Origin of the sequence: Sphingomonas sp. SORGH_AS_0438, from assembly GCF_031453475.1 — a bacterium.
In the GTDB taxonomy this organism is placed as follows: Bacteria; Pseudomonadota; Alphaproteobacteria; order Sphingomonadales; family Sphingomonadaceae; genus Sphingomonas.
In genome coordinates, this window is the sequence record NZ_JAVIZS010000001.1 from 322,107 (window position 1) to 342,921 (window position 20,815).

General features: G+C 68.5%; 14 protein-coding genes and 1 pseudogene. 4 read left to right on the forward strand and 11 right to left on the reverse strand.

The window, feature by feature from the left end:
* Positions 1-11: 11 nt before the first annotated feature.
* Together QE452_RS01595 and QE452_RS19010 are read right to left on the reverse strand one after the other, a co-directional pair.
* Entirely contained in the window at positions 12-1,958 is a 1,947-nt protein-coding gene (locus tag QE452_RS01595) for a HAMP domain-containing methyl-accepting chemotaxis protein (RefSeq protein ID WP_309658395.1), read from the reverse strand.
* A gap of 37 nt (positions 1,959-1,995) precedes the next feature.
* Positions 1,996-2,976, reverse strand: coding sequence for a methyl-accepting chemotaxis protein (locus QE452_RS19010; protein WP_405052715.1), 981 nt, complete (start codon positions 2,974-2,976; stop codon positions 1,996-1,998).
* Between the two features lie 43 nt (positions 2,977-3,019).
* Between QE452_RS19010 and QE452_RS19015 the strand changes: the two genes are divergently transcribed.
* Positions 3,020-3,166, forward strand: a complete 147-nt coding sequence (locus QE452_RS19015) for a hypothetical protein (RefSeq protein ID WP_405052716.1) — start codon at positions 3,020-3,022, stop codon at positions 3,164-3,166.
* Here QE452_RS19015 and QE452_RS19020 read toward each other — a convergent pair.
* From QE452_RS19020 to QE452_RS01625, 6 genes and pseudogenes are all read right to left on the reverse strand, one after another.
* Positions 3,164-3,874 (reverse strand): annotated as a pseudogene (locus tag QE452_RS19020) (MCP four helix bundle domain-containing protein); the annotation flags it as partial. The gene QE452_RS19015 and the pseudogene QE452_RS19020 overlap by 3 nt on opposite strands.
* Before the next feature lie 32 nt (positions 3,875-3,906).
* On the reverse strand, positions 3,907-4,407 hold the full coding sequence (locus QE452_RS01605) for a chemotaxis protein CheW (protein ID WP_309730487.1): 501 nt from the start codon (positions 4,405-4,407) through the stop codon (positions 3,907-3,909).
* 5 nt (positions 4,408-4,412) lie between these two features.
* Positions 4,413-6,407, reverse strand: coding sequence for a chemotaxis protein CheA (locus tag QE452_RS01610; protein ID WP_309658398.1), 1,995 nt, complete (start codon positions 6,405-6,407; stop codon positions 4,413-4,415).
* A complete protein-coding gene (locus QE452_RS01615; protein WP_125996719.1) occupies positions 6,404-6,772 on the reverse strand; it encodes a response regulator in 369 nt (122 codons plus the stop codon). Before QE452_RS01615 ends, QE452_RS01610 begins: the two co-directional genes overlap by 4 nt.
* Positions 6,769-7,077 (reverse strand): STAS domain-containing protein, encoded by a 309-nt coding sequence (locus QE452_RS01620; RefSeq protein ID WP_309658399.1) that lies wholly within the window; start codon positions 7,075-7,077, stop codon positions 6,769-6,771. Before QE452_RS01620 ends, QE452_RS01615 begins: the two co-directional genes overlap by 4 nt.
* A 124-nt stretch (positions 7,078-7,201) precedes the next feature.
* Positions 7,202-9,688, reverse strand: a complete 2,487-nt coding sequence (locus tag QE452_RS01625; protein WP_309658400.1) for a sulfite reductase flavoprotein subunit alpha — start codon at positions 9,686-9,688, stop codon at positions 7,202-7,204.
* A gap of 142 nt (positions 9,689-9,830) precedes the next feature.
* Between QE452_RS01625 and QE452_RS01630 the strand changes: the two genes are divergently transcribed.
* Positions 9,831-11,999, forward strand: a complete 2,169-nt coding sequence (locus QE452_RS01630) for a TonB-dependent receptor (protein WP_405052785.1) — start codon at positions 9,831-9,833, stop codon at positions 11,997-11,999.
* 37 nt (positions 12,000-12,036) lie between these two features.
* On the opposite strand, the gene QE452_RS01635 is transcribed toward QE452_RS01630, so the two are convergent.
* The 3 genes from QE452_RS01635 to rarD form a co-directional block, all read right to left on the reverse strand.
* Positions 12,037-12,627 (reverse strand): DUF1826 domain-containing protein, encoded by a 591-nt coding sequence (locus QE452_RS01635; RefSeq protein ID WP_309658401.1) that lies wholly within the window; start codon positions 12,625-12,627, stop codon positions 12,037-12,039.
* Positions 12,624-13,859, reverse strand: a complete 1,236-nt coding sequence (locus tag QE452_RS01640) for a GTP-binding protein (protein WP_309658402.1) — start codon at positions 13,857-13,859, stop codon at positions 12,624-12,626. The genes QE452_RS01635 and QE452_RS01640 overlap by 4 nt, the downstream gene beginning before the upstream one ends.
* 172 nt (positions 13,860-14,031) lie before the next feature.
* On the reverse strand, positions 14,032-14,916 hold the full coding sequence (rarD, locus tag QE452_RS01645; RefSeq protein WP_309658403.1) for an EamA family transporter RarD: 885 nt from the start codon (positions 14,914-14,916) through the stop codon (positions 14,032-14,034).
* A gap of 104 nt (positions 14,917-15,020) precedes the next feature.
* Between rarD and ligA the strand changes: the two genes are divergently transcribed.
* Both ligA and QE452_RS01655 read left to right on the forward strand, forming a co-directional pair.
* Positions 15,021-17,165, forward strand: a complete 2,145-nt coding sequence (ligA, locus tag QE452_RS01650) for an NAD-dependent DNA ligase LigA (RefSeq protein ID WP_309729503.1) — start codon at positions 15,021-15,023, stop codon at positions 17,163-17,165.
* 181 nt (positions 17,166-17,346) lie between these two features.
* Entirely contained in the window at positions 17,347-20,709 is a 3,363-nt protein-coding gene (locus QE452_RS01655; protein WP_309658405.1) for a carboxypeptidase regulatory-like domain-containing protein, read from the forward strand.
* Positions 20,710-20,815: the final 106 nt, after the last annotated feature.

The window sequence follows — 20,815 nt, forward strand, 5'->3', positions numbered from 1 at the left end:
GCCCGCGTCGATCAGGCGACCCGGTCGAAATCGACATCCTCGACGTCGGCCCCGCCATTGTTCAGGTCGAGCGCGAAGCCGCGCAGGCGGGCTTGCTGGGCCGCCAGCGAGCCTTGGGAAGGCAGCGCGGCCGCCGTCTGGGTCACCTTGGCCGGGCTCTGCACGCGACGCGTCGGGGCGGCACGCCTGGAGCGCGCGTCACCATGTTGCGATCGGCCGTCCGTCAGGAAGCGGGTGTCGAGCCGGAAATAGGCGATGCTGGATTGCAGCTCCTCGGCCTGGCCGGACAGCGTTTCGGACGTGGCGCTGATCTGCTCGGAGGCGGTGGCATTCTGCTGCGTCACCTGGTCGAGCTGCTGGATCGCCTCGTTGATCTGCGACGCGCCGACATCCTGTTCGCGACAGGCCGCGCTGATCTCGGCGACCAGCTCGGCGGTGCGGCGGATGTCGGGCACCAGCCGGGTCAGCATCTCGCCCGCCTGGGTCGCCGCGGCGACCGTGTCGCCGGACACCGCACCGATCTCGGCGGCGGCGACCTGGCTGCGTTCCGCCAACTTGCGCACCTCGGAGGCGACGACCGCGAAGCCGCGACCATGTTCGCCGGCCCGCGCCGCCTCGACCGCCGCGTTCAGCGCGAGCAGGTCGGTCTGGCGGGCGATCTCCTGCACGATGCCGATCTTCTCGGCGATGGTCCGCATCGCGGTCACCGCCCTGGCCACCACGACGCCGCTCTCCTCGGCATCGAGCGAGGACTGGCGGGCGATCTTCTCGGTCTGGGCGGCGTTGTCGGCATTCTGTTTGATGTTGGCGGCCATCTCTTCCATCGAGGCGGAGGCTTCCTCGGCGGCGGCGGCCTGTTCGGTCGCGCCCTGCGACACCTGCTCGGAGGAGGAAGAGAGCTGCTGGCTGCCCGACGCGACGCTCCCCGCCGCCTCGGCGGTATCGCCGATCACGGCACGGAGCCGGTCGACCATGACCACCAGCGCCTGGCCCAAGGCGTCCGCATCCGACAGGGGGCGGTGGTCGACGGTCAAGTCGCCCTGGGCAATCGTTTCCGCCAGCCGTGCCGACTGGCGCAGGTTGACGATCATGCGGACCAGGGCCTGACCCAGCTGGTCCTTGGCGGACAGCGGCTGATGGTCGACCGACAGGTCGCCGACCGCTACCCGGTCCGCCAGCGCCGCCGTGGTGCGGAGGGTGCGGGTCATGTGATTGACCGTCTCGACCAGGTCGCGGATCTCGTCATTGGAGGGGGAGGTGATCTCCTGGCTCAGATCGCCTACCGCCACCGCGTCGAGCGCCTGCCGGATGCGATCCAGTCCGCGCGACACGACCAGCGAGACCCAGACGCCGCCGATCGCGGCCACCAGAAAGGCCAGGATCGCCACCGTGAACATCATGGTGCGCGACGAGTCATAGAGCGCATCGGTATCGACATCGGCCTGGCGCATCTGCCGTTGGGCCAGGGCGACGACCTGGTCCCCCAGCAGGCCGATATCGGTCATGATGACCAGCGACCGGCCGATCGACAGCGCGCTCGCCTCGTTGATGCGGTCGGCCAGCGCCAGGGCGCGGACCTGGTCGTTGACCTGGACATACGCCAACCAACGGGACTGGAGTTGCAGCCAGAGCGGCTTGCCGGCGGCGTTGGCCGCTGCAAGCCCGGCCTCCAGCGCGCGCTGCGCATCGTCACGCGCCTTCAGCGTCAGCTCGTCGAACCGGTGCCTTTCGTCCGGTCCGGACGCCATCACCATGTTCTTCTCCATGCGCACCGCCTTGCTGGCCTGGACGACGAATGTCTGGGCCAGGTCCAGCCGTTTTGCCGGACCGGTGATGACCTCGGTCGTGGCGGCGTTGATCGCCCCTATCCGTGTCACCGCGATCGACACGACGATGCCGAGCATCACCAGCAGAGTGACAAAGGTCAGGCCCAGCTTGAGACGAATGGTGGGGCGCACGAAAAATCCTTACGGTTGTTGAGAAGGGCGGAAGGGGTCAGGCCGCCTTGTCGAACTCGACATCCTCGGCGTCCGGACCCCCGGCATTGAGGTCGAGGGCGAAGCCGCGCACGCGGGCCTGTTGCTGGGCCACGCTCGACTTGGCCGGGGCCTTGGCGGGCGACTTGCCGACGACCTTGGCCTTTTTGGGCTTCGTCGCCTTGGCGACGGGCGCAGGGGCGGGCGCGGGCGCGAGCTTGGCCGGGACGCTCGCGCGGCGCGGCGCCTTGGCGGCGGCCCGGGCCGGGCTGCGGATCACCGCCTGGTGGTCGTCGACGCGGAAATAGGCGATGCTGGATTGCAGCTCCTCGGCCTGGCTGGCCAGGGTTTCCGAGGTGGCGCTGATCTGCTCGGAGGCGGAGGCGTTCTGCTGCGTCACCTGATCGAGCTGCTGGATCGCCTCGTTGATCTGCGACGCGCCGACATCCTGTTCGCGGCAGGCGGCGCTGATCTCGGCGACCAGCTCGGCGGTGCGGCGGATGTCGGGGACCAGCTTGGTCAGCATCTCGCCGGCCTGGGTGGCGGCGGCGACGGTGTCGGACGAAACCGCGCCGATCTCGGCGGCCGCGCTCTGGCTGCGTTCCGCCAGCTTGCGCACCTCGGAGGCGACGACCGCGAAGCCCTTGCCATGTTCGCCGGCGCGCGCCGCCTCGACCGCCGCGTTCAGCGCGAGCAGGTCGGTCTGGCGCGCGATCTCCTGCACGATGCCGATCTTCTCGGCGATGGTGCGCATCGCGACGACGGCCTTGGTCACCGCGACGCCGCTTTCCTCGGCATCGCGCGAGGACTGGCGGGCGATCTTCTCGGTCTGCGAGGCATTGTCGGCGTTCTGCTTGATGTTGGCGGCCATCTCTTCCATCGAGGCGGACGCCTCCTCGGCGGCGGCGGCCTGGTTCGGTCGCGCCCTGCGAGACCTGCTCGGAGGAGGAGGAGAGCTGCTGGCTGCCCGCCGCGACGGCATCCGCCGCGTCGGTCGCATCGCCGACGACCGAGCGCAGCCGCTCCACCATCGAGATCAGCGCATGACCCAGCTTGTCACGGTCGGACAGCGGCTGGTGATCGACGGTCAGGTCGCCCTCGGCGATCGTCTCGGCCAGCGTGGCGGAGGCGCGCAGATTCTCGGTCATGCGGTTGACGGTGCCGACCAGATCGCGGATCTCGTCGTTTGAATTGACCGTCACCTCCTGGTCGAGATCGCCGATCGCCACCGCGTCCAGCGCCTCGCTGATCCGGTTCAGGCCGCGCGAGACGACCAGCGATACCCAGACGGCCCCGGCCACGGCAATCAGGATCGCGATGACGGCGATCGTGGTGAGCAGCGTACGGGCTTCGCTGTAGAGCGCATTGGTGTCCGCGTCCGCCTGCTTCATCTTGGCCTGTTGGATGCCGACCAGTTCCTGCACGCGCTTGGCGAGCGTCAAGCTGACGTCGCGGGCTTCCCCCATCGAGATGACGCCGGCATCGTCATTGCGGTTCACGATCGCGAGTTGGCGGACGCGCTCGTTCAGCACCTTGTAACGGGACCAGGTGTCGCGCACCGCGGACCATTGAGCCCGGGTATCGTCGGTCGCCAGCGCCAGTGCGTTCGTCAGCAGCGTTTCGAGCCTGGCGCGCTGTTCGATCATCCGGTCGCTGAATTCCCGGGTCGCGCCATCGTCGTTGGTCAGCGCCATGTTCTTTTCATTGCGCCCGATGCGACCGAGTTCGGCATCGACGGCCTGCGCATATTCAAGCTGCTTGGCCGAGACGTTGATCACTTTCGTGATCGCGCCGTTCAGTTCGCTCAGGCGCGTCACGCCGATGCCGACGGTGGTGATCATCAACAGCAGTACGACCGCGAAGGTCGCGGCTAATTTCATCTTGATGGTAAAACGCATGGAAAATCCCTCCCCCCCAAACCCCAGGGCAATCAGTGGATCGTTGGTTCGCCCCCCCGGGCGATCAGCGTGGTGAACAATGCCGGCAGGTCCGGCAGCACGATCAGGTCGCCGCCCTGGCGGACCAGGCAGCGGATATGGTCGCGGGGCCAGCGCATCCCGATCGCGGGCGGCGCCTCCGCCGCGTCGCGCAGCAGCGTGGCGACTTCGTTGACCCGGTCGGTCTTCAGGCCGATCAGCACCGGCTCGTCGTCCAGCATCAGCTCGATCACGACGATGCGGCTGTCGGTGGTGTCCTCCTGCGGCGTCATGCCGAAGGCGATGCGCAGGTCGGCAAGCGGGATGATCCGGCCGCGAAAGTTGATGACGCTGGCGGCGAGGCGATCGGCGCCCGGCACCTGCGTTTCGGGCATCAGGTCCAGGATCTCGCGCACCAGCACGGCTTCGAGCGCGAAGGTCTCGCCCCCCAGGCCGAAGGTCAGCACCTCCAGCTCGCCATCGTCGGTCCAGGCGGTCATGTTGCGATGAGGCATGGCGATCACGCGGCGCGCAGCCGCTCCTCCCGGGGTTGAGCCAGCGCGACGAGCTGGGCGATGTCGAGGATCAGGGCGACGCTACCGTCCCCCAGGATGGTCGCGCCGGTGAACGAGCCGACATGGCGGTGCAGCGGCGACATGGACTTGATGACGGTCTGGTGGTTGCCGATGATCTGGTCGACGACCAGGCCGACCCGGTCGTTGCCGGTGGCGACCACGACGATCTTCTGATGCGGATCGGCCGGCGTGCCGGTGGCGAACACGTCGCGCAGACGCAGGAAGGGTACCAGCCGGTCGCGCAGCGTGATCAGGCTGCGACCCTGCGAGCGCAGATCCTCCTCGCCCGACAGTTCCAGGCATTCCTCGACCGCCGAGAGGGGAATGACGTAATCGCCCGATCCGACCCGGACCAGCAGCCCGTCGATGATCGCCAGCGTCAGCGGAATGCGCAGCGTGATGGTCGATCCGCCGCCGTCGATGCTGGCGACCTCGATCGTGCCGCGCAGGCTTTCGATGGTGCGCTTCACCACGTCCATGCCGACGCCGCGCCCCGACAGGTTGGTGACCTGCGCCGCCGTCGAGAAACCGGGCGCGAAGATCAGTTGCAGCAATTCCTGGTCGGCGAGCAGCTGGTCCGGCTGGATCAGGCCGTTCGCCTCCGCCTTGGCGCGGACGCGGGCGCGGTCGATGCCGCGGCCGTCGTCGCGGATGGTGATCAGCACCTCGCCGCCGGCCTGATGGGCCGACAGGTGGACGGTGCCGGTCGCCGACTTGCCGGCGGCGACGCGGTCCTCCGCCTTTTCCAGGCCATGGTCGCAGCTGTTGCGGATGATGTGGACCAGCGGATCGAACAGCCGCTCGATCACCGTCTTGTCGACCTCGGTCGACTCGCCGGTGGTGACCAGGTCGATCGCCTTGCCGGTGTCGCGGGCCAGGTCGTGGACCAGGCGGCGGAAGCGGCCGAACAGGCTGGCGACAGGCATCATGCGCAGCACCATCATCGTGTCGCGCAACTCGCCGGCCAGCCGCTCGATCTCCTCGGAGACGGAGCGGAGGGCGAGACCGCCGTCCTGATGCGCGATCTGCGACAGGCGGCTCTGCGCGATCACCAGTTCGCCGACCCGGTCCATCAGCTCGTCCAGCCGCTCGGCGGGGACGCGGACATGTTCGGCGGCCTTGGCGGCGGCGGGCGGGGCCGGCGGCGGCGGGGCGGCGGGGGCGGGGGCGGCGGTGGCAGGCGCTGCGGGCGCTGTGGCCGGAGCCGCAACGGGGGCCGTGGCGGCGGGGTCCGCCGGGGCTTCGGCCGCGTCGACCGCGAGCGGCGTGATCGCCAGCTCCATATCGTCCATCACGAAGATGAACACGTCCTCGACGGCGCTGGCGGGCTCGTCGGTCTCGACCGTCACGTCCCAGCCGATATGGCAATGGGTCGGGGTCAGCTCTTCCAGGGTCGGCAGCCGGTCGGTCAGGGCGACGATGCGGCAGGGGCCGAGATCGCGCAGCTCGTCGAGCAGCATCAGCGGGTTGGTGCCGTTCGCCATGCAATCGGCCGGCAGGCGGAAGACGACGTGCCAGCCCTGGCCGGCGACCTTGGCGGCGGGGGCGGCCAGCGGTGCGCCGGCGGCCTCCGCGATCGCGGCCTCCAGCGCGGCGAGGATCTCGTCCCCCGCCGCCTCGCCGCCGGTGGCGCGGCCGTCGAGCAGCGCGCGCATGTGATCCTGCGCCGACAGGATCACCGCGACCAGTTGCGACGTGGCCGGCACCACCCCTTTCCGCACCTTGTCGAAGGCGCTTTCGCAATGATGGGTGAACTGGGCCAGCGCGTCGAAGCCGAACATCGCGCCCGAGCCCTTCAGCGTGTGGAGCCCCCGGAACACGGCATTGACCAGGTCCATGTCGTCGAGGCGATGACCCATGTCGAGCAGCGCCTGCTCCACCTCGTCGAGCAGCTCTCCGCCTTCGATGCGGAAGGCGGCGATCGGATCGGTCGCGCTCATTTCCCCAGCACCTTCCGCGCGATCTTGATGAGCTGGTCGGGGACGAAGGGCTTGACCAGCCAGCCCGTGGCCCCGGCGGCGCGCGCCTGCGCCTTGATGTCGGCATCGGATTCGGTGGTCAGGAAGATGATCGGCGTGCCGGCATGCCGCGCATCCTTGCGCAGTTCGCGGATCATGGTCAGGCCGTCCATATTGGGCATGTTCAGGTCGGTGACGATCATGTCGTACCGCCCCGCATTGGCCTTGGTCATGCCGTCGACGCCGTCGACCGCCTCCGTCACATCATAGCCCGCGCCGGTCAGCGCCAGACGGATGGCGAGGCGCAGGCTGGTCGAATCATCTACCGTCAGGATGGATGCCGTCATGATTGGCGATCTCCGTGGAACCAGAATTGAAGGTCGTCCGCATTCGCGGCGGCGAGAAAGCCGGCGCGCTCCAGCACGGCGGCGATGGCGGGGTTGGCGGGGGTGCGCAGCTGCACCGCGCCGCCGCGTGCGGCCATGTCGCGCCGCGCCACCTCGATCAGCTGGAGCAGGCTGAGATCGGCCTCGACGACCGCATCGGCATCGATGGTCAGCGTCGTATCGGCGCGCGCCATTCCGTCCGCCAGTTGGGCAGCGAGGATCGCGGCTTCCCTGACGGTGGCTGACTGGTCCAGGGTGATGAGCATGGGAGCCTGTCCGTTGTAATTCCGCTAACCATTATAGATGGCGGCAAACCAGCCCGGACGGCGTGGGGCGATATGTTGCGGCGGGCCCTGGCAACGGGCGGCCCGCCGTTACAGGATCATCGGATCAGTAGATGTCGCGTCGGTAGCGGCCATCGGCCAGCATCGCCTCCAGCGTCGCATCGCCCAGTATGGCGGCGAGCGCGGCATGGACGCCGGGCGCCATGCCGGTCACGCTGCCGCAGACCAGGATGGCCGCGCCCGCCGCCACCGCGTCGCGGATCAGGTCGGCATGGTCCGCCACGGCATCCTGGACATAGCGCGGCCCCTGACCCCATCGCGACCAGGCGGCGATGGTGCGGGTCAGCACCCCGGTGGCGGTGAGCGCGGCGCGGTCCGGGGCATGGAAATCGTCGTGCGCCGGGTGCCGCTCGCCGAAGAAGAGGATGGCCGGGCCGCCGCCGCGCTCGGCACGGGCGCGCAGGTGCGCCATCAGGCCGGCCAGGCCGGTGCCATTGCCGATCAGGATCAGCGGCGTCGCCGGATCGGCGGGCGCGTGGAAGCCGGGATTGCGGCGGATGCGCGCCCGGATCACGCCGCCCAGCGGCGCTCCCGCCGTCAGCCAGCCGGAGCCCAGCCCGGCAAAGCCGTCCGCCGCGCGGCATTGCCGGACGATCAGTTCGACCTGCCCGGAAGCCGGGACGGAAGCGATGGAATATTCCCGGTGCGGCAGTGGCTTGAGCGTGTCGGGGTCGATCGCACCGGTAGCATCCTCCGGAAGGATGCGGGTCATCAGCGCGGCGCGGAGGTCGTCATCGGCGGACCGGCCGGCATGGTCCAGAAAGGCGTCGACCCGCGCCGGATCATGTTGCGGCAGGATCTCGACGATGTCGCCCGCCTGCCAGGCCAGGTCGGCCGGGCCGAGCGGGGCGAGTGCGACATGCCAGGCGCCGTCGCCCTGGCTGCCGGGATTGAGCAGGCGGCGCTCGACCAGTCGCCACTCGGTCGTCGGGGCGGGGGCCCAGTCGGGCTGGTCGGTCCGTGCGCCGAGCCCGGCCAGCTGTTGCTGCCAGTGGCGTTGCGCGTCGGCATCCTCGCCGTCCATCTCGACCGGATCGAACAGCCGCGTCGCGCCGCCCGCGTGCAGCCAGCGGTCGACCCGGTGGCCGAAAGCGCAGAAATCCGCATATTCGCGGTCCCCCAGCGCCAGCACGGCATAGCGGAGATGCGACAGATCGTCCGGGGCCTGTTCCATCCGGCGGGCAAAGGCACGGGCGGCGTCGGGCGGCTCGCCCTCGCCATAGGTGCTGGCGACGACGAACAGGCACTGCGCCCCCGCCAGCGTCGCGGCATCCAGCGCGGCGAGGGGCAGGGCGGCGGCGTCGGGCAGGGCGCGCGCGGTCAGCCGGGCGATCCGTTCCGCCGTGCCGGTCTGGCTGGCATAGGCGACCAGTGTCGTCGTGCCCGCCGCCCGCTCGGTGGCGGGGGCATCGGCCAGGACCTGGGCCAGCGCCGCCTTGCGCCGCCGGCGCGCGAAATAGAGCAGGAAGCCGGTGATGGTGAAGAGCGGCATCGTCAGGCTGGCGAACATGATGCCGACCCGGCCGATGATGCCGAAATAGGCGCCGCGATGGATTTCATAGACGCTGGTGACGATGTCCGCGCCCATCGCCCGGTCGGCATAGCGGGCATCGGACAGGACCGCGCCGGTGCGGCTGTCGATCGACAGTTCGTCGGAGACGCGATCGTGCCGTGCGCCGGGCAGCTTGGCGCGGAACTGCACGGCGGTGCCCCCGCGCGCGCTGGCGGTGACGTCGTCATAGGTACGACCGGCCGTGGCCTGGGCGAAGCCGGTCCAGGCGCGCGTCCAGTCGACCGGTGCTTCCTCGCGATCCGTCTTGCCGCGCTTGTCGTGCGGGGGGCGGGGGCGTTCGGCGCTGAGCAGATGCTGGACGCCGTCGCGATACCAGCCATAGGACCACCACAGGCCGGTGCCGGCGCTGACCAGATAGAAGACCAGCACCCAGCCGCCGATCACCGCATGGAGCGCGCGGTAGAAGTTGCGCCCGGTCATCCGCCAGTCGAGCACCAGCCAGTTGCGCCAGTCGAGGGGCCGGCGCGGCCAGCGCAGATACAGGCCCGACAGCGCGAAATAGATCAGCGAGAGCGACGCGAAACCGGTGATCTGCCGGCCCCAGCCATTGCCATGGCCGGGCAGCGCCAGCCAGCGGTGCAGATTTTCGACCACCTCGAACAGGCCCGAACCGCGCGCCTCGGAGAGCAATCGGCCGGTGGCGGGATCGAGATAGCGGCGCTGGGGTTCCTTCGACCCCTTGGGCACATAGCTGATCGCGGCCGCGCGGCTTGGATCGGACGACAGGATCACCCGGACGATGCGCCCCGCCGGCAATTGCGCGCGGGCGCGGTCGATCAGCACGGGAGCGGGGAGCGGCTGGGTCGGGCCGGGCGTGACGATGACGATGCCGGGATTGATCGCGGCCAGGAGTTCCGGCTCGAAGCTCATCAACCCGCCGGTCACCCCCATGACGGCCAGCACGAGGCCGGCGGTGATGCCGAGGAACCAGTGGATTTGGAAAAGGACCGTCCGCGTCATCGCCCTATCGATATGATCTTGTTATTGATAGTCACTCGCGTTAGCCGGCGCGCCGCATAGGGTCAATGATTACGACAGGGAAACGATCATGGGTTTAGCGCGGGGTATGGGGCTGGTGGCGCTGGTGACGGCGCAACAGGCCATGGCCGAGACGCCGGCCGCCAAGGGGAATGCCGCGATCCCGACGGTGGCGGCGGTCGCCGATGACGATATGCAGGCCGGTGGGGAGACGATCATCGTCACCGCCGCGCGTACGGTGCTGCCGCCCAACGCCCTGCCGCTGACCATCGACATCATCGACAAGCCGGTGCTCGACCAGCAGATCGCGATTTCCGGCAGCATCACCGATGCGGTTGCGACATTGACGCCCAGCTTCTCGCCGACGCGCGGCAAGCTGTCGGGGGCGGGCGAGACGCTGCGCGGCCGCTCGCCGCTCTATGCGATCAACGGCATTCCGCAGACGACGCCCCTGCGCGACGGCAGCCGCGACGGCTTCACCATCGATGGCTTCTTCATCGATCGGGTCGAGCTGATCTATGGCTCCAACGCCTTGCAGGGGGTGGGCGGCACCGGCGGAATCGTCAACCAGGTGACGGTCGGCCCACCGCGCACCGAGGGCGTGTCGGGGCGCGTGCTGGTGCAGGGCAGCGCCGCCGACCGGTTCGAGGACGACTCGCTCGGCGGCAAGGCGGCCGGGCTGGTCCAGTACAAGGCCGGCCTGTTCGACGCGACGGTGGGGGCCTCCTATGAGAAGCGCGGCGCCTTCTACGACGCGCGGGGGCGACGGATCGGCGTCAATCTGACGCAAGGCGAGACGCAGGATTCGCACGCGCTCGACCTGTTCGGCCGGTTCGGACTGGCGGTGCGACCGAGCGGGCGGCTCGACCTGATCGTCAACCGTTTCACCCTGAACGGCGACGGCGATTATGTCGCGCTCGCGGGCAACCGGTTGCGTGGGCTGCCGACCAGTTCGGTGCGGGGCCATCCGGGCGGCAAGTCCGCCGCCAACCGGGCGGAGGCGGTGTCGCTGTCCTATACCGATAGCGACATCGGCGGCGGCAACCTGACCGCGCAGCTCTTCTTCAACCGGACGCATGACACGTTCGGTCGCGAGCTGACGCCGATCGCCACCTTCCAGGACCCCGCCATCGCGCCCATCGGCACGCTGCTCGACCAGTCGGAGAACCGCTCGCGCAAGCTGGGTGCGCGCGCCAGCTATGAACGCGCGGTGCCCGGCTGGGAGGCGCTGGTCGCGACGATCGGGTTCGACAGCCTGTTCGATCGGACCGAGCAGCGGCTGATCGGCACCAACCGCGTCTGGGTGCCGCCCTCGGACTTCCAGAGCCTGGCGCCCTTCGTGCAGGCGAATCTGAAGCTGGCAGACGGGCTGGTGCGGCTGGCGGGCGGCGTCCGCTGGGAGAATGTGAAGGTCCGCATCGACGATTACCACACGCTCGCGTCCACCACCTATGACGGCCGGAACCCGGCCACCTATGGCGGCGTGTCGGTCAAGGGCGGCACGCCCGGCTTCGACCAGCTGCTGAAGAATGGCGGCGTGATCGTCGAGCCGTTGGCCGGCATCCGCGCCTATGCCAGCTATGCGGAAGGGTTCACCATGGCCGATATCGGCCGCATCACCCGTGCGGTCGACACGCCGGGCACCGACCTCGGCAATTTCCGCGCGATCGATCCGGTCATCTCCAACAATCGCGAGATCGGTGTCGAGGTGAAGCGTGGACCGCTGGATGCCAGCGCCACCTATTTCTGGTCGTCGAGCGACAAGGGCCAGTTGCTGATCGCGCTCGGCAACGAGAATTTCCAGGTGCAGCGCCAGCGCGTCGAGATCGAGGGGCTGGAGATCAATCTGGCGGTGCGGATGCCGATCGACGGGCTGCGGCTGTCGACCGGCTATGCGCATATCGCGGGTCGCTACGACAGCGATACCCGCGCACCGGACGGGGTGGTCGATACCGATCTGGACGGGACCAACATCTCACCTGATCGGCTGAACGCCGCCGCCGACTTCGCACGCGGTCCGCTCTCCGCACGGGTGCAGACCCAGGTCTATTTCGGGCGCACCTTCCACGGCAAGGCGAACCCGGACCCGCGCAACAATTTCGGCGGCTATACCGTCACCGACGCGTCGCTTCGCTACCAGACGAAGATCGGCGGTATCTATCTGACCGCGCAGAACATCTTCAATCGCTTCTATATCGATTACAACAGCGACACGCGGCTGCCCACCGACAACCTCAACTATTATGCCGGGCGGGGGCGGTCGTTCACGCTCGGCTGGGACATGCGGTTCTGACGCCGGTGCTCCTGCGGAAGCGGGAGCATCGCTCGCCCTACAGATCGTCGGGCGAGCGGGCGGGGTCGATCACCAGCATCAGGCGACGGCCCCCGGTGGAAAGGATCGGCGGCGAACGGTGGAGGATGGGCGGCGGGTCGAGCAGCCGCCGCCCCTTGAACAGGCCGACCTCACCGGTCGCGAGCGCGTGGATCGTCTCCGGCGCGTCGGCATGGCACCATTGGGTGGCGGGGCCGATATAGGTGCAGAGCAGCCGCAGCGTGACATAGTCGGCATGGAAACGGCGGCAGGCGTCGGTCTCGATCACCTCCAGCTTGACGGTCAGTTGCTGCGCGCTGGTCAGGCGGGACTGGCGATGGACGAGCCGATCGATGTCCGCCGCCAGCATCGCGGCGGCATCGTCGGGATAGCCGGCGTCGGCGAGCGCGGCGTGGATCGGCGTTCCCGCGTCCAGATCGATCACCACGTCGTCGAGCGTGTCCAGGTCGAGCGTGGCGAGGATCGCCTCGAATAGGGGCGCGAGACGGCGCGTCCAGATCGCCAGCGCCGCGTCCGGCGCCTCGATCGCGGTCAATATCGTCTCCTCGCCGCCGGTCGTCACCGGCCGGTCGATGACGGCGATCGTCATTCCGCCGGCTCCAACGCACGCTCGCCCCAGGTGGGAAAGGGATCGCGCAGGCCGCGCCACAGGTCGGGCGTGAAGGCGGCGGCGGGCACCAGGCAGCGGTCCAGCGCCCGGCGGATCCGCGCCTCGTCCATGCCGATGCCGATGAACACCAGTTCCTGCCGCCGGTCGCCCCAGAGCGGGTCCCAGTGTTTCGCGACGAACCGTTCGAACTGCCCGTCCTCGGGCCAGTGATGCTTGGGCACCGCCGCCCACCAGCGGCCCAGCCGCGCGCTCGTCGTCTGGCTGCCCGCCACCGCCAGCTCACCGACCCAGTCGGGTCGCGTTGCCAGCCAGAAATGGCCCTTGGCGCGCACCACATGGTCGAGGCCGCCGGTGGTCAGGAAATCGTGGAAGCGGGCGGGGTCGAAGGGCTGGCGGGCGCGATAGACGAAGCTCTCTATGCCATATTCCTCCGTCTCCGGCTGGTGATGCGCATAGCCGTACAGTTCCTTGGCCCAGAGCGGGTGGCGCGACGCCTTGTCCTCGTCGAACAGGCCGGTGGCGAGCAGCAGGTCGAGATCGACCCGGCCGTGATCGCAGGGCACGATCACCGCATCGGCGTTGAGGCTGGCGACCAGCTTCTTCACGACGCCAAGCTGTTCGGCGGACACCGACGACGCCTTGTTGACGACGACCACATCGGCGAACTCGATCTGCTCGACCAGCAGGCCGACCAGGCTGCGCCGGTCGTCCTCGCCCAGCGTCTCGCCCCGATCGGCCAGGAAATCCTGGCTCGAATAATCGGCCAGCAGGTTCACCGCGTCGACCACCGTCACCATCGTGTCGAGCCGCGCTACATCGCCCAGCGACACGTCGTTCTCGTCGCGGAAGGAGAAGGTGGTGGCGACCGGCAGCGGTTCGGAAATGCCGGTACTCTCAATCACCAGATAGTCGAACCGGCCCGCCTCCGCGAGCGTGCGGACCTCCGCCAGCAGGTCGTCGCGCAGCGTGCAGCAGATGCAGCCATTGGTCATTTCGACCAGCGCCTCCTCTGATCGCGACAGCGCCGCCTCGCCGCCGCGGACCAGATCGGCGTCGATGTTCACCTCCGACATGTCGTTGACGATCACCGCGACGCGCCGCCCTTCGCGATTGGCGAGGATATGGTTGAGCAACGTCGTCTTGCCCGCGCCGAGGAAGCCGGACAGCACCGTGACCGGCAGGCGGTCGTCTTTGGGGGAGGGGAATGCCATCGCCATTGTCCGCTTAGTTACGTTACAACGTAACATAACGAGCGGCTGTAGTTTTTGTCCAGTGGGTTCAGGGGAGGGGGCTTACATGGAGGCGTGTCGGGTTTCCGTTTTCGGGGCGCGGAGATCGGCTTCGCATGAAGCCGATCTCCGCGTGAACCCGTTCAGCCCGACATCACCGGGCGGCCCGCGCCTGTTTCAGGCTGTCAGCGGCGTAGAGGGCGCAACCGGTCCAGATCAGGCCGAAGGTGACGATATGCACCGGCCGGAGCGGCTCGCCGAACAGCAGCACGGCCTGCGCGAACTGAAGCGTCGGCGCGATATATTGGAGCAGGCCGAGCGTCGCATAGCGCATCCGCTTCGCCGCCGCCGCGAACAGCAGCAGCGGCGCGGTGGTGATCGCCCCCGCCGCCACCAGCAGCAGGTTGGTGCGCGTGTCCCCGCCGAACGCCTGGGTCCCGACCATCTGCGCCTGCACCAGCACCGCCATGGCGGGAAGCGCCAGCAACAGCGTCTCGACGGTCAGGCCGCCCAGCGCGTCGATCGCGGCCACCTTGCGGACCAGGCCATAGAGGCCGAAGCTGACCGCGAGCACCAGCGAGATCCACAAGGCGCCGCCGCCCGCCACCGCCATCACCACCACGCCCAGCGCGGCGACGCCGACCGCCAGCCCCTGGCGGCGCGACACCCGCTCGCGCAGCACCACCACGCCGAGCAGCACGTTGAGCAGCGGATTGATGAAATAGCCCAGGCTCGCCTCCAGCACATGCGCGTGCTGGGTCGCCCAGATATAGACCAGCCAGTTGATCGCGATCAGCGTCGCCGAGGCGCAGAGCAGCAGCAGCGTCCGCCCTCGCGCGGCCGCCCGCAGCGCCCCCAGCCGGCGGCGTGCGACCACCACTAGCACGAGCAGCAGCACCGACCACAATACCCGGTGCGCCAGGATCTGGAGCGCCGGCACCCCCTCCAGCAGCTTGAAGTAGAAGGGTAGGAATCCCCACAGGATATAGGCGGTGATGCCGAGCTTCAGCCCGTCTGTCTGCGTGTCCCGATCGGTCATGCGGGGCTGTGTCGCGGATGCGGTGCCGGGCTGCAACCTGCTTTGGGTTGGCCGGGGGCAAGCCATGGCTTGCGGGGGTGGCTTCCGCTTCCTAACCCGGCGGCATGGACCCCTTGCCCGAATCCCTGCCGGCCGATCCGCTGACCGCCGCCGCCGAACTGGCCGAACTGGCGCAGGCGATCGCACGCGCCAACCGCCTCTATCATACCGAGGACGCGCCCGAGATCAGCGACGCCGATTATGACGCGCTGGTCCGGCGCAATGCGGCGCTGGAGACGGCCTTTCCCGACCTGGTCCGCGCCGACTCGCCCAGCCGCCAGGTGGGGGCGGCGCCCGCCGCGCATCTCGCCAAGGTCGCCCATGCCCGGCCGATGACCAGCCTGGACAATGGCTTCGCCGACGAGGACATCGTCGAATTCGTCGCCCGTGTCCGCCGCTTCCTGCGCCTGTCCGATGACGAGCCGGTGGCGCTGACCGCCGAGCCGAAGATCGACGGCCTGTCCTGCTCGCTCCGCTACGAGCAGGGGGTGCTGGTCCAGGCGCTGACGCGCGGCGACGGCGCGATCGGCGAGGATGTGACGGAGAATGTCCGCACCATCGCCGACATTCCGCAGACTCTGCACGGCGAGGCCCCCGCCGTGTTCGAGGTGCGGGGCGAGGTCTATATGTCCAAGGCGGATTTCGCCGCGCTCAACGCCCGGCTGCTCGCCGAGGCGACAGCGGCGGGCAAGGAGGCGCGCCAGTTCGCCAATCCGCGCAACGCCGCCGCCGGATCGCTGCGCCAGAAGGACCCGGCGGTCACCGCCGGCCGGCCGCTCCGGTTCCTGGCGCATGGCTGGGGCGAGGCGAGCGCGATGACCGCGACGACCCAGGCCGAGCTGGTCGGCCAGATCCGCGCCTGGGGCTTTCCCATCGCCGACGCCTTCGCCCGGGTCGAGGATGTGGCGGGCGCGCTGGCCGTCTATCGCGCGATCGAGGCGGAGCGGGCCGACCTGCCGTTCGATATCGACGGGGTGGTCTACAAGCTCGACCGGCTCGACTGGCAGGCGCGGCTGGGGATCGTTGGGCGGACGCCGCGCTGGGCGATCGCGCACAAGTTTCCGGCGGAGCGCGCGCAAACGACGCTGGGCGCGATCGACATCCAGGTCGGGCGCACCGGCGCGCTGACCCCGGTCGCGCGGCTGGAGGCGGTGACGGTGGGCGGCGTCGTCGTCACCAACGCCACGCTGCACAATGCCGACGAGATCGCGCGGCTGGGGGTGCGGCCCGGCGACCGGGTGGTGCTGCAGCGCGCGGGCGACGTGATCCCGCAGATCGTCGAGAATCTGACGCGCGACGTCGAGCGGCCGGCCTTCGTCTTTCCCGATCATTGTCCGGAATGCGGATCGCTGGCGACGCGCGGCGAGGACGAAGTGGTGGTGCGCTGCACCGGTGGCCTGATCTGCCCGGCGCAGCGCGTCGAGCGGCTGATCCATTTCGTCTCGCGCCACGCCTTCGACATCACCGGCCTGGGGCTGGTGCGGGTGGAGGACTTCTTCCGCGACGGGCTGATTGCCTCGCCGGCCGACATCTTCCGGCTGCATCGTCATCGCGAGGCCCTGGTCGCGCGCGAACGCATGTCGGAGCTGGTGGTCGACAAGCTGCTAGCGGCGATCGACGAGCGGCGCAGCATCCCGCTCGACCGGTTCCTGTTCGCGCTTGGCATCCGCCATGTCGGTGCGATCACCGCACGCGACTTGGCGCGGCGCTTCGTCTCGGTGCGGGGGTTCGCGGCGATGATCCGCCAGGCGCTGCGCCTGCGCCGCGCGACGGTGCCGGCGATCGGCGAGACGGAGCGCAAGTTCGTGCTGCGTCGCGCCCGCGCGCTGGTCGGCGCGATCGATACCGCCGGCATCGGCCCTGAGGTCGCCGACGCGCTGCTCGATTTCTTCGCCGAGGCGCATAATCGCGCGGTCGTCGCCGATCTGCTGCGCGAGGTGAGGCCGGTCGATGTCGTGCACGAGACGCGGATGTCGGATGTGTCAGGAAAGACCGTCGTTTTCACCGGATCGCTGGAGACGATGAGCCGCGACGAGGCCAAGGCGCAGGCCGAGGCGCTGGGGGCGCATGTGTCCGGGTCGGTGTCGAAGAAGACCGATCTGGTGGTCGCCGGACCGGGGGCCGGTTCGAAGCTGAAAAAGGCGTCGGATCTGGGGGTTAGGGTGATCGATGAAGCAGAATGGGCCGCCATCGTGGCGGCGGCGGGATAGGCGTCCGACACAATCCCGCCGCAAATCCGTTGCGCTTTTGCCACGCCGCGTAACCGATTGATCCCGGTCGCGGAACCATCTCGAGTCTGTAACAGAACCGACATATTGTCCCGGCAGGGCGCGACTGTCCGGCCGCAGAGCCGTCAGTGTCCGAGCAAGAAAAAGCTCAAAGGGGAATATGATGCGGAACAACCTTTTCCTGGGCGTGGCTGCGGTCGCGCTGATCGCGCCGGCGGGCGCGATGGCGCAGGAGACGACCACGACGATCCGTGGCACCGTGACCGCCAATGGCGCGCCGGTCCCCGGGGCTGCCGTCACCATCGTCAACGTGCCGTCGGGCACCACGGCGAACGCCACGACCGACGACAAGGGCAGCTTCAACGCGGCCGGTCTGCGCGTCGGCGGTCCGTTCACCGTCACGGTCAATGCGCCGGGCTATCCGTCCAAGCAGGTCACCGACATCTTCACCGTCATCGCCCAGCCCTACGACCTGCCGGTCGAGCTGTCGGCCGATGAGGGCGCGGGCAGCGAGATCGTCGTCACCGCCTCGTCGATCCGGGGCGCGGGCACCCAGTCGCTCGGGCCGTCGACGGTTCTGACCGCGGCGCAGATCGCCAATGTCGCCACCATCAACCGCGACGTGCGCGACCTGATGCGCCGCGATCCCTTCGCTCGCCTCGACTATGCGGAAGGGTCGGGCCGCGCCGTGTCCTTCGCCGGCCAGAACGCCCGCTTCAACCGCTTCTCGGTCGACGGCGTGCCGATCACCGACAATTTCGGCCTGAACCCGGACGGCCTGCCGACCCGCCGCTCGCCCGTGCCGCTCGATGCCATCGGCCAGTTCCAGACCAAGGTCGCGCCCTATGACGTGCGCGAAGGCAATTTCCAGGGCGGCGCGATCAACGCCATCCTGAAGTCGGGCACCAACAGCTTCCACGGTACCGGCTTCTATTCCTATTCGTCGGACAAGCTGACCGGCAAGGAGACCAAGGCGGGCCCGGGCGTGCCGACCGGCCGCGTGACCCTGCCCAAGTACAAGATCGAGAATTACGGCGCCGAGCTGTCCGGCCCGATCATCAAGGACAAGCTGTTCTTCATGGTCGCAGGCGAGCGCATCCGCGCCGGCACGCCGATCGTGGAAGGCACGGCGGAGAACAACGCCGGCACCGTCATCCCCAGCCTGTCGGGCCCCAACGGCTTCCTGAGCCAGGCGACGGTGGATGCGATCAGCGCCACCGCCCAGTCGCGCTACGGCTATGCGACCGGCGGCATCCTGAACAATTCGGACGATCGCGACGACCGCCTGACCGCACGTATCGACGCCAACCTGTCGGATACGCAGCGCGCCTCGGTGACCTATCTGTACACCAAGGATTCGATCCGCTTCAACCAGAACACCTCGGTCACCGGACCGGGCCTGGGCCTGGAGTCGAACGGCTATATCGGCTCGAACCGCCTGCACACCGGCGTGTTCCAGCTGAACAGCGACTGGTCGGACGAGTTCTCGACCGAAGTGCGCGCCTTCTACAAGGACTATAAGCGCGGTCAGGACCCGATCCTGGGTCGCGGCTTCGCGCAGTTCCAGGTCTGCACCGCACCGACGTCGGACCGCGCCACTCCCGGCAGCGCCGGCAGTGGCGCCTCCACGGCCTGCGCCCCCGGCTATGCCACCGTGTCGTTCGGCCCGGACATCTCGCGCCAGTCGAACTCGCTCACCAGCCGCACCTATGGTGGCCTGGTCCAGGGTCGCCTGACCCGCGACAATCACGACCTGCGCATCTTCGCCGACTATCAGGACACGAAGATCTACAACCTCTTCGTGCAGCGCACCGCCGGCGACTATTATTTCGACTCGCTGGCCGACTTCCAGGCCGGCAATGCCCAGCGCCTGCGTTATGGCAACGCCACGCCGTCGCTCGACCCGGCGGATGGCGCGGCGCAGTTCCGCTATCAGTCCTATGCCTTCGGCATCCAGGACAATTGGCGGGTCACCGACTGGTTCACGCTCGACTACGGCGTGCGCTACGACATGTATGGCGGCCACAGCCGTCCGGCGTTCAACCAGAGCTTCCTGAACCGGGTCGGCTTCCCCAACACCGCCTATATCAGCGGTCGCGGCGTGGTGCAGCCGCGGATCGGCTTCGAGCTGAAGCCGGTGCGTGACCTGTCGGTGCGCGGTGGCGTCGGCATCTTCGCGGGCGGCTCGCCCGACGTCTATGTCTCGAACAGCTTCTCGAACACCGGCTTCCTGACCAACTCGGTCGACATCCGCCAGAACAACGACGGCAGCTACACCGCGCCGGGCACCGCCAATGCGGCGGCCGCCAATGCGGTGGGTTCGTCGGCGCTGGTCAACGTCAACGGCAAGGCCATTCCGGGCACCGTCAACTCCTACCTGAACAGCCTGACCACCTCGACCAGCTCGCCGCCGCCGGTGAACGCGCTGGATCCGAAGTTCAAGCTGCCGTCGCAGTGGCGCAGCACGCTGTCGTTCGACTATGCGCCGGACGCGCTGGGCGGCTTCAACTTCGGTGCCGACTTCTTCTACTCGAAGGTCCGCAACCAAGTGTTCTTCACCGACGCCCGCGTGCGTCCGAACGGCCTGCTGACGCCGGATGGTCGCACGCGCTACAGCCCGATCACCAGCTTCTCGGACAACAACTACGACCTGCTGCTGACCAACACCAAGAAGGGCCGCAGCTATGTCGCGGTCGCGCGCGTCGACAAGACGTTCGACTTCGGCCTGTCGGGCGGCGCCAGCTTCACCTATCAGGACATCAAGGACCAAGCGCCGGCGACCTCGTCGACCGCCAACTCCAACTATGGCAACGGCGCCTTCTTCGACGCGAACGGGGCGGCCTATGGCATCTCGAACGACCAGGTGAAGTACAACATCAAGTACAACCTGACGTTCAGCCATGCCTTTGTCGGCGACTATAAGACGACCTTCGCGCTGTTCGGCGAAACCCGCATCGGCCGTCCGTACAGCTACACGATGCAGGATGCGTCCAACAACCGCAGCCCGGTGTTCGGCACCGTGCAGAACCAGAGCCGCTTCCTGCTCTATGTGCCGACCGGCCTGGACGACGCCCGCGTCTCCTATGACAGCACCACCACGCGTGACACGCTGAACGCGCTGATCGAGTCGACCGGCCTGAAGAAGTATCGTGGCCAGATCGCGCCGCGCAACGCCTTCAACTCCAAGTGGTTCACCAAGATCGATCTGCACGTCGCGCAGGAGCTGCCGACCGGCCTGGGCGGTTCGCGGATCGAAATCTTCGGCGATGTCGAGAATGTCGCGAATCTTTTGAACAAGAACTGGGGTCAGCTGCGCGAGTACGCCTTCCCGTACACGCAGGTCGCGGCCCGCGTGTCCTGCTTGGCGACGCCGGTCGCGACCGGCACGACCGCGGCAGGCGTGACCAACTCGACCCAGGCTTGCGCCCAGTATCGCTACCTGGCGCCGAACACGCCGCCGACCGACACGATCTCGTCGCGTCAGTCGCTCTACATGATCCGCGTCGGCGCGCGCTTCACCTTCTGATCGCGCGTCCCTCGGGACCGATGATCGGGCCGCCATCCCACGGGATGGCGGCCCTTCTTTTTTGCGGCGCTTTTGCGCGCGGCGGGTGAGGCGTATATGCGTCGCC

Bases quoted from the DNA above. Each gene is read 5' to 3' on its own strand.
- QE452_RS19010 (WP_405052715.1), bottom strand. From the start codon at position 2,976: ATGCGACCGACGCGGCGGATGCCGTCGCGGCGGGCAGCCAGCAGCTCT.
- QE452_RS19015 (WP_405052716.1), top strand. From the start codon at position 3,020: ATGACCCAGCTTGTCACGGTCGGACAGCGGCTGGTGATCGACGGTCAG.
- QE452_RS01605 (WP_309730487.1), bottom strand. From the start codon at position 4,407: ATGCCTCATCGCAACATGACCGCCTGGACCGACGATGGCGAGCTGGAG.
- QE452_RS01610 (WP_309658398.1), bottom strand. From the start codon at position 6,407: ATGAGCGCGACCGATCCGATCGCCGCCTTCCGCATCGAAGGCGGAGAG.
- QE452_RS01615 (WP_125996719.1), bottom strand. From the start codon at position 6,772: ATGACGGCATCCATCCTGACGGTAGATGATTCGACCAGCCTGCGCCTC.
- QE452_RS01620 (WP_309658399.1), bottom strand. From the start codon at position 7,077: ATGCTCATCACCCTGGACCAGTCAGCCACCGTCAGGGAAGCCGCGATC.
- QE452_RS01625 (WP_309658400.1), bottom strand. From the start codon at position 9,688: ATGACGCGGACGGTCCTTTTCCAAATCCACTGGTTCCTCGGCATCACC.
- QE452_RS01630 (WP_405052785.1), top strand. From the start codon at position 9,831: ATGGCCGAGACGCCGGCCGCCAAGGGGAATGCCGCGATCCCGACGGTG.
- QE452_RS01635 (WP_309658401.1), bottom strand. From the start codon at position 12,627: ATGACGATCGCCGTCATCGACCGGCCGGTGACGACCGGCGGCGAGGAG.
- QE452_RS01640 (WP_309658402.1), bottom strand. From the start codon at position 13,859: ATGGCATTCCCCTCCCCCAAAGACGACCGCCTGCCGGTCACGGTGCTG.
- rarD (WP_309658403.1), bottom strand. From the start codon at position 14,916: ATGACCGATCGGGACACGCAGACAGACGGGCTGAAGCTCGGCATCACC.
- ligA (WP_309729503.1), top strand. From the start codon at position 15,021: ATGGACCCCTTGCCCGAATCCCTGCCGGCCGATCCGCTGACCGCCGCC.
- QE452_RS01655 (WP_309658405.1), top strand. From the start codon at position 17,347: ATGCGGAACAACCTTTTCCTGGGCGTGGCTGCGGTCGCGCTGATCGCG.